This is a genomic window from Hyphomonas sp. UBA4494 (genome assembly GCF_002388935.1).
Taxonomy (GTDB): domain Bacteria; phylum Pseudomonadota; class Alphaproteobacteria; order Caulobacterales; family Hyphomonadaceae; genus Hyphomonas.
Map to the genome: position 1 here is coordinate 196,076 of NZ_DGNK01000003.1, position 12,845 is coordinate 208,920.

The 12,845-nt window shown below is 58.1% G+C and carries 8 protein-coding genes; 5 read left to right on the forward strand and 3 right to left on the reverse strand.

Annotated elements, in window-relative coordinates; translation table 11 throughout:
* Positions 1 to 77: 77 nt before the first annotated feature.
* The 5 genes from B2P82_RS01640 to B2P82_RS01660 all read left to right on the forward strand — a co-directional run bounded on the left by B2P82_RS01640 (position 78) and on the right by B2P82_RS01660 (position 7,265).
* The gene (locus B2P82_RS01640; protein WP_290494681.1) at positions 78 to 1,610 is read left to right on the forward strand and encodes an alkaline phosphatase D family protein; all 1,533 of its coding nucleotides are present in this window, start codon (positions 78 to 80) and stop codon (positions 1,608 to 1,610) included.
* A 58-nt stretch (positions 1,611 to 1,668) separates the two neighbouring features.
* A complete protein-coding gene (locus B2P82_RS01645; RefSeq protein WP_290494682.1) occupies positions 1,669 to 2,796 on the forward strand; it encodes an Sb-PDE family phosphodiesterase in 1,128 nt (375 codons plus the stop codon).
* 191 nt (positions 2,797 to 2,987) lie between these two features.
* Positions 2,988 to 5,165 carry a TonB-dependent siderophore receptor gene (locus tag B2P82_RS01650; protein ID WP_290494683.1) on the forward strand — a complete coding sequence of 726 codons (2,178 nt, stop codon included), beginning with the start codon at positions 2,988 to 2,990 and terminating at the stop codon, positions 5,163 to 5,165.
* Between the two features lie 12 nt (positions 5,166 to 5,177).
* Entirely contained in the window at positions 5,178 to 5,759 is a 582-nt protein-coding gene (locus B2P82_RS01655) for a hypothetical protein (protein WP_290494684.1), read from the forward strand.
* A gap of 18 nt (positions 5,760 to 5,777) precedes the next feature.
* A complete protein-coding gene (locus B2P82_RS01660; RefSeq protein ID WP_290494685.1) occupies positions 5,778 to 7,265 on the forward strand; it encodes a PepSY-associated TM helix domain-containing protein in 1,488 nt (495 codons plus the stop codon).
* Positions 7,266 to 7,283: 18 nt separating this feature from the next.
* Here the strand turns inward: B2P82_RS01660 and B2P82_RS01665 are convergent, their stop codons facing one another.
* From B2P82_RS01665 to B2P82_RS01675, 3 genes are read right to left on the reverse strand one after another with little or no spacing between them, the layout of a single operon-like run.
* Entirely contained in the window at positions 7,284 to 10,538 is a 3,255-nt protein-coding gene (locus B2P82_RS01665; RefSeq protein ID WP_290494686.1) for an error-prone DNA polymerase, read from the reverse strand.
* Positions 10,535 to 12,259: a Y-family DNA polymerase gene (locus tag B2P82_RS01670; protein ID WP_290494688.1), complete on the reverse strand. Its 1,725-nt coding sequence runs from the start codon at positions 12,257 to 12,259 to the stop codon at positions 10,535 to 10,537. Before B2P82_RS01670 ends, B2P82_RS01665 begins: the two co-directional genes overlap by 4 nt.
* Positions 12,147 to 12,821 (reverse strand): ImuA family protein, encoded by a 675-nt coding sequence (locus B2P82_RS01675; RefSeq protein ID WP_290494690.1) that lies wholly within the window; start codon positions 12,819 to 12,821, stop codon positions 12,147 to 12,149. Before B2P82_RS01675 ends, B2P82_RS01670 begins: the two co-directional genes overlap by 113 nt.
* Positions 12,822 to 12,845: the final 24 nt, after the last annotated feature.

A 12,845-nucleotide genomic window follows, 5' to 3' on the forward strand; every position in this document is an offset into this window, starting at 1 on the left:
GGATGATTAAAGGCTGCCGGCGTCTGTCCCACATGTCGGCAGCCACCCCTCTTCGCGTGTGGATGGAAGGACTCTCAATGTTTTCTCGTCGATTGTTTCTGGCGTCTTCTGGCGCTGCTCTTTGGGTGCCTAAACTGGCAAACGCTCAAAACGGCAAGCAGCACTTCACGTTGGGGGTCGCATCAGGATCGCCCCGGCCCAGCAGTGTGATTTTGTGGACGCGACTGGCCCCCAATCCGCTGCAAGGCGGCGGTATGCCGTCGGGCGTGGCGCAAGTGCGATATCGTGTGTGCACTGATGAGGAAATGCGAAAGACGTTGATGGATGGCATCGCCACCACAGCCGAAGACAAGGCACATTCGGTGCATGTGCGTATCGAAGGCTTGCGGCCGGGTCGGGAGTATTTCTATCAATTTTATTATGGCGACGAAGAAAGTCCTGTCGGGCGGACACGAACATCAAGCCCCGATGACGACTCTGCCAGGATCGCGCTGGCATATTGCCAACACTACGAGTCCGGTCACTACGCGGCCTATCGTGATCTTGCGGAATGGGTGCCCGACTGCGTCGTTCATACCGGAGATTATATCTATGAGGGCGGCATCAGTCCGCTTGGCGCGCGACTGCGCGATGTGGGGGGCGGGGAGCGGCGTTTGTTTGAGACCGTGCGCCAGCACAATAGCGACGAAATTGCCACCTTATGGGACTATCGAAATCGTTATGCGCTCTACCGTTCCGATCCACACCTTCAGGCGGCACACGCTATTGCGCCCTGGATCGTCGCGATGGATGATCACGAGGTCGATAATAACTGGGCCTCAAACACGCCTCAGGACCCGGAAAAGCAGACGCAGCTCGAATTCCAGGTTCGTAAATATGCAGCTTTCAAGGCCTACTACGAGCATATGCCGATCGAAGAGCCGCCCACTCTGCGAGATATGAGGCCTGCGCTGAAGCTCTACAACAAGTATGTGTTCGGCCCTGCTCAGATACATTTGCTGGATACGCGTCAGTTCCGGTCGGACCAGCCATGTGGCGATGGCCGCAAGCCGCTTTGTTCAGATGCGAAAGATCCGGCTCGCACCATGTTGGGTGCAGAACAGGAAGTTTGGCTGAGCCGTGAGCTCAAGCAGTCCAGCTCCGCTTTCAATGTCATCGCAACGCAAACCTGGTTCACTCCTTATCGCTACAATGCGCCGCCTGACGGTCCGGTCACCAATCTGGACAGCTGGGACGGCTATCCGGCTGCGCGCAACCGGCTCTCGTCCGTCTTGGCAAATGACGTGTCGAACCCCGTTTTCCTGACAGGGGATTGGCACACCGCCATGGCATCGACTCTGTATGAAAAGCCCTTCGATCCAACATCGAAGCGCATCGGCCATGAACTCGTGGGTGGTCCCATTTCCTCCGGGTGCCCCTGGGCGCGGGATATGGAGGTCATGCGGAGCGCGAACCCTCACGTTTCCCACTTGAATGGACAGCAGCGGGGCTATCTGCGAGCCACGTTTACCTCCGACAATTGTCATGGAGAGTTCCGCGTCGTCGAGGATGCTGGCCGAGCCAATTCACCTGTTTTCACCGATATTGAAATTCGAACCAAAGACATCTGATGTTTCCCGAACCCGGCACCACTCAAGCCAAGTGCCTATCCTAAAGAGGACCAAGCCCATGTTTTCAAAGATCAGCCTGATTGCTACGTGTACAGTGCTTTATGTTTCCACCGCTGTTGCGCATGAGCGTGCGGTGGAGTTTCCTGACACGGAAGATGGCAGCGTCGTTTTGGCCGCCGACCTGCACACTCATTCGGTATTCTCAGACGGCGAAGTCTGGCCTTCCATTCGGGTCAAGGAGGCCCATCTGGACGGACTGGAAGTTCTGGCGGTAACTGAGCATTTGGAGCATCAGCCACACAAGGCCGACATGCCGCATCCGGACCGGAACAGGTCTTATGAGATTGCTGAAGGCGTACGGGCAGATTCGGAGTTCGACCTGATGGTGATTAATGGCGCCGAGGTTACTCGCGATATGCCCTATGGGCACATCAACGCCGTCTTCCTGAGTGATGCGAACGCGCTTCTGACTGAAGAACCAAAGCAGGCCATGAAGGCGGCGAAGGCCCAAGGGGCGTTTGTGTTCTTGAACCATCCGAATTGGTTGCCGCATGTGTCGGATGGGATTGCGCGTCTCAGTGACTATCACAAGGATCTGATAGCGGAGGGCCTGCTTCAGGGCATCGAGGTCGTGAATGGAACTTTGGATGGGCACTCCGAACATGCGCTCCAGATTGCCCTAGACAATAATCTGACCGTAATGGGCACGTCTGACATCCATGGCCTTGTGGATTGGACCCATAATGCCGGAGCTGGCGGGCATCGCCCGATGACGCTTGTATTGGCTTCGGATCGTAGCGAAGCGGCCTTCAAACGGGCTTTGTTTGATGGCCGTACAGTGGCCTGGTCTTATGACGACCTGCTCGGCCGGGAAGAGCATGTGAAGGCAGTGGTTGATGCCTGTCTCACTCTTGAGGCTGAACCGGCCGTGCGTGACTACACAGTGATCTCCGCGAAAATCGTCAATACTTGCCCGGTAAATTTCACTCTGCTTAATCAGGGAGAGGAAACGTTCCAGAACACCGGCGATGTGCTGAATGTAAAACGGGATGGGGAGACGGCGGTTGCTGTGCGCACCAAAACCGGCAAAGGTCAGATAGTTCTGACCGTTGATGTACTGAACGCCCAGATTGGCTTTCGCAAAGCCTTGACGACACGTCTTGTGACAACGATTCCCGCTCAATAGCTCTCGGATCGTTCCGGAAATTCCTATCTCCTGTCAGAGCGCACATCCCCATGGGATGTGCGCTTTCCTCGTCGTGACGGCAAAGTTCATTTCAAACCCCAAGATGCAATTGACTTGCAATAACATTTCCCCTAGTCGGCAGTTAATACTGAGACACATTCTCATAAATGTAAATCCAAGGGGTAAATTTGATGCGAGTATCGCGGGTCAGCGCTGTCAGTACTGTTGCGCTTCTTATAGGTGTGGCATCTGCCGCTCCGGTCTGGGCGCAGACTTCGGACACGGACCGGACCGAAGAGAGCCGTCAGGAAACGGTGATCGTGACCGGTACGACTGGATCTTTTGGTGCGACCAAGAACGAAACACCGATCGTCGAGACGGCACGCTCGCTCTCCGTCGAAACATCCGACATGTTCATAGACAAGGGCGCCTTGCGGCTGGTCGATACGCTGACCTATGTGGCGGGTGTGACTGCCGAGCCCTATGGCTTCTCAACCCGCGGTGATTTCCCATTCTCCCGTGGTCTAAGCATACCGCGTTATCGTGACTCCATTCAGGAACTCTTCGGTAGCTACAACTCCACTCGTGCCGACGTATACACGATTGAGCAAGTTGAAGTGCTCAAAGGTCCAGCTTCGGTACTCTATGGTCAGGGGTCACCGGGCGGTATCGTCAACTATGTTTCGAAAACGCCGTTGGAAGACTTTGGCGGCGAGATCGCGGCACAAGTGGGAAACAATGATCACTACCAGATTGCAGGTGACGTAACCGGGCCAGTCGCAGGTTCAGATGGCAAGCTGCTGTATCGTCTGGTTGGCCTCTATCGCGACACAGGTACGCAGATTGATCAGGTTGACGAGACGACGACGGTTTTCATGCCATCACTCAGCTGGTTGCCGACGACAGATACCAAGTTTACAGTGATCGGACTTCTTCAGGATACCGATAGCGATGCAGCTGCCCAGTTCATTCCGGTCGAAGGTACGCTCAATCCGCTCAGTTCTTCAGGCGGCTACCTGAACAACAATGTCTATGCCGGTGAGCCTGGTTTCAACCGTTATAATACGGACTCACAGCAAATTACCTTGTTGGGTGAACATCGCATCAATGATGTATTCAAGCTGGAGGGTACGGCGCTTTGGCGGTCCGGCGAGGCCGACTATCAACAAGCTTGGCCGGTCTTCTACGGTCCGCGCTATCTGAACCAGATTCTCGATGCCACACCCGCCTTGCAGGCTGCGGCAGACCTGCAGGGACTGACGTTCACCGACACGACCCTGCCCCGTACATTCTATCAAGGTGACAATACGTTCGACCAGATGGCAGGCGACTTGCGCCTCCGCGCAGAATTTTCCACCGGCAAGTTCGATCACCATGTCCTCGCCGGGATGCAGTATCAAGACGTCGAAACCGACAGTGACTCTGCATACTATTTCGGCGGCGGGGTTCTGGCCGGCGACTTCCGTTATGTTCTCGATTTGGCGAACCCGGTTTATGGAAACTATCCAGACCAGGCGACATTTGACGCGATCTACAGTGACACACCCGCTTCGAACGTCGAAGACTTCGGTATCTATCTTTCCGACCAGATATCCTACGAAAACTGGCGTTTCACGCTGGGCGTGCGCAGCGATAGTGTCGAGAATGACAGCGGTACGACGGTCCAGGATGACGACGCGATATCGACTAGCGTTGGCGTACTCTATCGATTCGACAACGGTTTTGCGCCATATGCCAGCTATTCGGAATCCTTCGAGACCGTTGTCGGAACTGATACGCTCACCAACAATCCGCTGAAACCTCAGGAAGCCCGTCAGTATGAAGTGGGTATCAAGTATGAACCTGAAGCCTTCCCGGGATTGATCACGTTCAACTATTTCGACATCGAAATCTCCAATTTGTCCAACCCGAACTCCCTGCCGGGTGCCGCCTCGCAACAGGAAGGCGTTGGCAAGCTGAAAGGCTTCGAATTCGAGAGCCACGTTCAGATTGATGAAGTCTATCTGCAGGCATCCATTTCCACGCTCGATGCGGAAGACCCGAACGGATTCCAGTTGGCGGCTGCACCGGAAACGCAGGCGTCTCTGTGGACTACATGGCGTCCAGACGGTCGTTGGTCCGGTTTCAAATCAGGCGCAGGTATCCGTTATGTGGGCGAGACCGTTTCCGAGAACGGAACCGTCCGCTACGTGACGCCAGACTATACGCTAGGCGACCTGATGGTCGGTTACGAGTGGGACACGTGGGATTTTCAGGTCAATGCACGCAATGTGACCGACGAAGACTATCTCACGGGCTGCCTGACGCGGGGAGATTGTTTCCCTGGCCAGCGCCGGACGGTCGTAGCCAGCCTGCGATACAAATTCTAAGGCGGGCGCTATATGAGCCATACTGACTATATCTTGGCGATCGTTGCCGCGGTCGGAGGCTTATTCGGTCTTGCGCTGCTCTTCGCAGTGTGGCGCAAGCCGGGGCGCCCGGTCCTTCTGGTGCTCGGATGGGCGCTAGTGGCCGCAAGTCTTGTCGTATGGTTTGTTGTCAATTTTGATCGCGGTGTCGCACAGGTCGCCTCGCTCCTGATGCTGATCGTGGCCGGGGCGATCACTCTGCCGGGGCTGCGCGGAACCAACGGCCTGCAAGCGCCTGTCCGAAATCGCGAGGTACCTGATCGCGCACGCCGGTCACCCTTGCGGATGACAGCCGACATCGGTTCCGGAATTTGGACGTTTCTGCTGGCCGGGCCAGCTGCAGGTGCGATCTCTCTATACGCTGGAGGGGCGCTCCTGCGCCTTACCAAACCGGAAATAGGCAATCCGACGAATGCCGTGGTGGTGGCCTTCCTCGTCAGCTTATCCCTGTGGGCCGTATTGAGCACGTTGGTGCTCATGGAAAAACGCAAATTACGTCGCAGCGTCTATGTGGTGGTCGCCTTGGCGGCCGTGCTCTGCGCCGCTCTCATTTAGCTTGTCGAGACTCTTCCTATGGCAAAATCCCTCTGGCCAAAATCTTCAAGTGAACGTGTTGATTCCGCCCTGTCGGCGCACTCTGTCATGGGGCTGGTAATCAGCGCTTTGCTGTTTGTCATCTGTGTGAGTGGCACGATTGCCGTGTTTGAGGACGAGCTGGAATGGTGGGAGCAAGCGGGCACTCCGACGGTGCACGAAGTTTCTCCATCCGTGATGCAAGCGACTGCCGAGGAAGTGCTCAAGCGCGATCCCGAAACGACACATCTCTACATGTATCCTCCGCGGGAAAACTGGCCCCGGTTTGTGGCTGGTGGGGACAATGGCATATTCGTGTTGAATGAGTCCGGTGAATTCGTGCGCCAACTGGAGGCGCCTTGGAACGATTTCCTTATTGAACTCCATTACTATCTCACCATGCCGCACAGTCTCGGCATTATCATTGTTGCCATATTCGGTGTCATGCTCGTGTCTATGGCAGTCTCGGGACTGCTCGCGCATCCGCGTATCTTCCGGGATGCTTTCCGATTTCGGCGCACAGGCCAGGCGCGGCTGGCTCAGGCCGACCTTCATAATCGTCTCAGCGTCTGGACGACGCCTTTCCTCATTGCTGTGGCGGGAACTGGTGCGATGATCGGACTGTTCGGTGTCGTGGCATTCGTTTTTGCACAGAGCAATTTTGGTGGCGACACGAAGAAGCTTAGTGAGGCGATCTTCGGCGGTGAAATCCTCGAAGCTGACGCCACGCCTGCACCCATTACCGGCGTGGATACGGCGCTCATCAATCTCGATCGCGATATACCTGACGCAAACCCTTTCATTGTGATCATTCATGAGCCTGGAACCAAAAGTCAGCACATCGAGATCTATGGCGACGAGACCAATCGCCTGATTTATGGGGAAACCTATACCTATTCGACGGATGGCAAGTTGCTTGCGACCGGGCACAATTCCGACGGGCCGGTTGGTCAACAGATCGCCATGTCGATGTATCGGCTTCATTTCGGTGATTTCGGCGGCGCGCTGATGAAGTCGATCTATTTCCTGTTGGGCATCATGCTCTGTATTGTCGTTGCCACCGGCTTGAACATCTATTTCCTCAAGCGCCGCGAGAAGGGGCGTGCGGCACCGCGTCTGGAAGCGATGTGGAGTGGTTGGATCTGGGGCAGTATGGCCATGTTCCCGATTACGCTGACGGTTAGTCTTCTGGGTGTCAGTGGCGGTTGGCTCATCGCGATGTTCTGGCTTGGATCAATCGTGTTTTCAGGTGTTGCAACTGCATGGATGAGTGCAGCGTCGGCGGGCCTGATGTTCCGCGCAATCTGTGGCGCGGCCTTGCTCTCTGCATCTCTGGTTCATCTGCTGCGCGGCGACATGGATTGGACCAATGCCTACATGGTGACCATCTCCGTGGCTCTGCTTGCCACAGGGGGAGCTTTTGTTGCGAAGGCGCTTTGGTCCAAGCGGTTCAGTGCAGAGCCAGCGACGACTGTTCAGGCCGGCTGAGGCAAACTATGCCTGACTTCAATGAAAATCCCTGCTTCGCGGGATCACTCGTACATTGCGGGGGTGTTGACCGCTTGTCCGTTGTGCCGGGCCCTTGCGTTCGGGAATTGGGCGTGTGACCTCGTCGGCGCGGTCGAGAACCCTTTTCAACGGATCATCTCCAATATCCTCTGACAGGTGAACAAGGTCTCCCGTCCGGTCTATCAACTGGTTCGCCACGATGTGGGTAACATTGTCGGCGGTTTGAACGCGGCCCTTCACCATCAAGACACGCGCACCCATCACGACTGGCCGAAAGCGTTCGAACACGTTCGGCCAGACAACCAGATTGGCGATGCCGGTCTCGTCCTCAATGGTGATGAAACAGACCCCGCTGGCCGAACCCGGGCGTTGACGCACCAGTACGACACCTGCCGTTTGAACCCGTGCACCATTTGGCAAATGGCACGCCTCCTGCGTTGAGACGACGCCCATCCTGTTATAGCCCGCTCTCAGAAAGGAGACCGGATGGTCCTTCAATGAGAGGCGGGTCGTTTGGTAATCCTGCAGGACTTGTTCTGAGCGCGGCATGAGGGGGAGTATTGGCACCTGTTCGGCTCCCTGTTCTGCCGCATCAGCTGCGGCGAACAGGGGCAGCGTGTTGCCGCTGGTTTCGCCACGTACGCTCCATAGGGCCTCGCGCCGGCTAAGCTGCATTGAGCCGAATGCATCTGCTGCGGCGAGTAGTTCAAGCGACCGGCGGCTGACTCTTGCTCGTCGGCGAATATCTTCTGGGTGGTCGTAGGCATTGCCCCGGGCAATCATCATCGCTTCCATCTCGTCTTCGCGCAGACCGTCCACCTGTCTGAAACCGAGACGAACAGCACAATATGTCCCGTCCGTTGGTTCCAGCGTATTGTTCCAATCCGAAAGATTCACATCCACGGGACGGATTTCCACGCCATGCTCGCGGGCATCCCGCACAATCTGCGCGGGCGCATAGAAGCCCATGGGCTGGCTGTTCAGCAGCGCTGCGCAGAAAACATCCGGATGATGCCGCTTTAGCCAGCTCGAGACGTAAACAAGGTGGGCAAAGGAAGCGGCATGGCTTTCTGGAAATCCATACTCGCCGAAGCCCTTCACCTGGTCGAAGCATCGTGCCGCGAAGGTCGCATCATAGCCGCGCGCGATCATACGCTCGACCATCATGTCCTGATAGTTGCCAATCGTCCCCATTTTGCGGAAAGTGGCCATCGCCCGGCGCAGACCATTGGCTTCATCGGCTGAGAACTTTGCAGCATCCATGGCAATCTGCATCGCCTGCTCCTGAAACAAGGGCACGCCCAGCGTGCGACTGAGGATGCGTTCGAGTTCATCTGGCGGTCCATGCTCAGGTGCCGGTGAAGGATAAGTTATGGTTTCAAGGCCTTTCCGGCGACGCAGATAGGGATGCACCATATCACCCTGAATGGGGCCGGGCCGGACGATCGCGACCTCGATTACAAGGTCATAGAAAGTACGTGGCCGCAGGCGCGGCAGCATGTTCATCTGTGCCCGGCTTTCCACCTGAAATACACCGAGGCTGTCACCTTCGCAGAGCATCTCATACGTGGCCTCATCATCCTGTGGGATGGTGGCGAGTGTATACTCCAACCCCTTGTGCAGCTGAAGCAGGTCAAATGCCTTCCGGATACAGGTCAGCATGCCGAGGGCCAGAATATCCACCTTCATGATACCGAGGGCATTAATATCGTCCTTGTCCCATTCAATGAAAGTGCGCTCGTCCATGGCGGCATTGCCGATGGGGACTGTCTCGACCAAGGGTCCGCGCGTCAGAACAAAGCCGCCGACATGCTGTGACAGGTGCCGCGGGAAACCAATCAGCTGCTGGGTGAGCAGAATGGCCCGGCGGATCATTGGATTGGCCGGGTCGAGCCCGGCTTGGCGGATCTGATCTGGATTGATGGCGCTGCCCCAACTACCCCAGACCGTTCCGGCGAGGGCGGCGGATATATCTTCGGTCAGGCCGAGCGCCTTGCAGACCTCCCGCACGGCCGAGCGCGGTCGATAGGAAATCACCGTGGCGGTCAGGGCCGCCTTGTGTCGGCCATAGCGATTGTAGACATACTGAATGACTTCCTCGCGGCGCTCATGTTCAAAATCGACATCGATATCCGGTGGCTCTTTGCGTTCCTTTGACAGGAATCGTTCGAACAGGAGGCTGGTCAGGGCCGGGTCTACATTGGTGATTCCTATACAATAGCAAACTGCCGAATTCGCTGCGGAGCCACGCCCCTGGCATAGGATGTCCTGCTCGCGTGCCCAAGCCACGATATCGTTCACGGTCAGGAAATAGCGCGCATAATCCAGCTCCTCGATCAGGGCGAGCTCCTTGTTGAGGGCGGCGCTGACTTTGCCTGGAATGCCATCCGGATAGCGCCATTGCGCGCCTTTCCAGGTGAGGTCATGAAGGTGTTCCTGCGGTGTCTTTCCCACCGGGACAGGTTCGTCGGGATACTCGTAGGAAAGCTCATCCAGGCTGAAGTTGCAGCGCTCTGCGATCTCGACGGTTCGATGCAAGGCTGGCTCGAACCCTTTGAAAAGTCGAGCCATTTCGTCTGGTGATTTCAAATGACGTTCAGCATTGGCCTCCAGTCGGTAGCCTGCTTGCTCTATCGTGCAGTGCGTGCGGATGCAGGTGAGCACGTCCTGCAGCGGGCGGCGTTCCGGGGTATGGTAGAGCACGTCATTTGTCGCCACGATCGGCACACCCTGCCAGGCGCAAAAATCGGCGAGGCGGGCAATCCGTTCCCGATTACGGCCATGATAGGCATAGCTGGCCGCCACATAGACGTTGCCTGGCGCGCGTGCCGCGAACCGTTCCAGGACTTCGGCAAAGGTCGTGTCTAGCTTGTCCGGCGGCTGGAAAATGAAGACCTGTCCTTCGGCATGGGCAAGAATGTTTTCCAGCGTGATCAGGCAGTCGCCTTTTTCCGCTTGCAATTTACCGGCCGATAAAAGGTGCGAAAGGTGCCCATAAGCTGTCCGGTTCTTTGGATAGCAAATCACTTCCGGACCGTCCGTCGGCACGAGGCGCGCACCGACGAGGAGACGCAGGCCGGCTTCTTTTGCCGCGATATGGGCGCGCACGACACCGGCAAGCGTATTATGGTCTGCAACACCGATGGCGACATGCCCCAATTGTTTGGCGGTCAGGACGAGTTCTTCTGCATGTGAGGCACCGTGCAAAAAAGAAAAATTCGTCATAACGGAGAGTTCGGCATAGTCGGTCATGCGAAGAGGCCGTGTACATACCATTCGGGCGCGCCGCCACGCCCATCGCCATAAAGTCCTTCGCGGAACAGCCAATAACGCCGCCCCTCCGCGTCCTCTACACGGTAATAGTCCCGCGCGCGCGGGAGGAGCTTTACCGGTCCGGATGGGGCATCCAGCATGGCCTCGAGATCTGCGCGCACATGCGCGATCTGGGCAGCATCGGCACGCGGGTCCATTTTGGGGGTGAGCCATTGGCGGGCCTGGCCTCTCAGCGCTGGTGGGGGCTGTGGCACGGCAATATGGGTCCACCATTCCGGAGCGATCCGTTCAGGTCCGTCGGCCCGCGTCACTGTACGCGGCACGCGACGCCAGATGAAGCGCAGCGGCGGGCCGTCCGGCACTTCGGCCATGACTGTGATGCGTTCCGGTGAGGACAGGAGGCGAATGGGGCGCGGTCCGGCAGCCGTGCTGTGGGTGGCGAGGACCGGGACATCGCCGATGAACTGCACTTGCCGTTCGGCGCGTTCCGGCACATGACTCTCTCGTGGTTGGACAAGGCTTACGGTGTGTTCGCCCAGCCGGGCCATGATCCGGTCGGCCAGCGCGGACAGGGCGGCAGTGTTCATGTCCGTCGAGGCGAGGTCGCCCGACAGCGCCATGGGGCTGGTCTCCATCCTGTCCGTGCGATGGGCTTCGAGCAGAAGCAGGTCGATACCAAAGCCGGGGTCAATCGAAACGATCCGTTCACGAAACAGGCGGAGAATGTGTTTCGGCTCACGCGCAGGGCGGGCCGTCTTCACTTCCAGTTCAGCGCGTGTACCGTCAGACTTGAAAGCCATGAGCAGAAAGTGCCGCGCGCCGAGACCAGCCGCACCGAGGGCCTCACACAGATCCTGCGCCAGTTGTTCGAGGCCAATTCCGATGGCTTCGCTGGTGGCAATCGGTTCCGGACAGTTCAACCGGGCGGATCGGATCGGCAGGGGACGCAGGGGCGCCAGTGGTTCATGGCGCAGGCCCAGGGCCTGGTCGAGCCTTAGGAGTACCGCATCGGCGGCGGATCTTGACTGGAAGCGCCGCCCCAGAGCTTTACGATCGATGCCGTAAAGCTGGCCGATCCGCGTGAGGCCGAAGCGGCGCAGCAGGGTTTCGGCGTCAGGCGACAGGCGCAGGGCTGCGACGGGAAGTTCGGCAAGGCCAGCCTGTTCTTCGCCTTCTTTCAGGCAGGTGCCCGGCGCGGCACGGGACAGAGCGGAGGCTGCGCCCGGCGTGCCGGCAAGGCCCAGCCTGTGCGGGATGGCATTGCGCTCCAGCAGATCGGATAGTGTCTCCATCATGGCCAGTTCGCCGCCATAGAGGTGTTCGCACCCCGTGGTCTCCAGGATGAGGCCGTCAGTGCCATCGATCGCGATCAGCGGCGTAAAACGGATCATCCAGTCGCCAAGTGCGGACAGAGCACGGATGTCGGCGACCGGGTCCATGTCCTCGGTAACAAGGTTGGGCACGCGGGCCCGTGCATCGGTGAAGACCAACCCCTCTGTTATGCCAAGCTGACGGGCAGGGTCATTGGCAGCGGCGATGCGCAGACCCTTGGTGCTGTTTTCAAGCAGGGCAAAGGGCAGGTGGGGATCAGGCGGTTTGCCGGAGGCCGGGCGGGCCGATCCGGTCCTGAGGCCGCGGCGAGCGCGCCGGAGCCGGGTCAGCGGCCAGTCCGGAAACCACACGCAAAGATAGCGTTTCATCGTCAAGTTCCAGATCAAAGGATTGCCCTGCCATGTGCGGGGCCTGGCGGGACCGTTCGAGCACAGCCTTCCAGCGGAGCGCTCCGGGGGCATGCGTGTCATAACGGTTGGGGGATGAGGGACGGGGGGAAAGACGCCACCGGGCATTGGCAGCGGTGGCGCCGTCCCGCGTATAGGGCATCAACAGGATGACCGGCGTGCCATGCCGCCCGGATACAAGTGCGAGACGGCGCGAGGCGGTGAAACTGGCATCCTCCAATTCTGCAATCACCAGTGAGGCCACACCGGAGCGGATGGCTTCTTCGGTGGCCCAGAGAGCTTCTGCAGGCTTGCGCGGGGTGATGTTCAGGCTTGGGGGCAGGTCTGGGGCGACTTCTCGGCAGCCAGCCTGGAGGAGGGCACCATGGGCCTGTTTCAGGCTGGACTGGCGGATCCAGATAACAGGGCCCTTGCGACGTGTGCGTGCCGCGAGCGCAAAGCCGGTCATCGCCGGAAAGTCCCCGTATGAGGCCTCGCAGATCTCATGGACACCTGCCTCTCCCAGACCGAGTGGAAAAGACATGCTCGGCTGCTGCTGAGGCGGGAA

What these genes read in the sequence shown, in the direction of transcription:
- B2P82_RS01645 (WP_290494682.1), top strand. Translation starts at nt 1,669, where the DNA reads ATGTTTTCAAAGATCAGCCTGATTGCTACGTGTACAGTGCTTTATGTT.
- B2P82_RS01660 (WP_290494685.1), top strand. Translation starts at nt 5,778, where the DNA reads ATGGCAAAATCCCTCTGGCCAAAATCTTCAAGTGAACGTGTTGATTCC.
- B2P82_RS01665 (WP_290494686.1), bottom strand. Translation starts at nt 10,538, where the DNA reads ATGACCGACTATGCCGAACTCTCCGTTATGACGAATTTTTCTTTTTTG.
- B2P82_RS01675 (WP_290494690.1), bottom strand. Translation starts at nt 12,821, where the DNA reads ATGTCTTTTCCACTCGGTCTGGGAGAGGCAGGTGTCCATGAGATCTGC.
- B2P82_RS01655 (WP_290494684.1), top strand. Translation starts at nt 5,178, where the DNA reads ATGAGCCATACTGACTATATCTTGGCGATCGTTGCCGCGGTCGGAGGC.
- B2P82_RS01670 (WP_290494688.1), bottom strand. Translation starts at nt 12,259, where the DNA reads ATGAAACGCTATCTTTGCGTGTGGTTTCCGGACTGGCCGCTGACCCGG.
- B2P82_RS01640 (WP_290494681.1), top strand. Translation starts at nt 78, where the DNA reads ATGTTTTCTCGTCGATTGTTTCTGGCGTCTTCTGGCGCTGCTCTTTGG.
- B2P82_RS01650 (WP_290494683.1), top strand. Translation starts at nt 2,988, where the DNA reads ATGCGAGTATCGCGGGTCAGCGCTGTCAGTACTGTTGCGCTTCTTATA.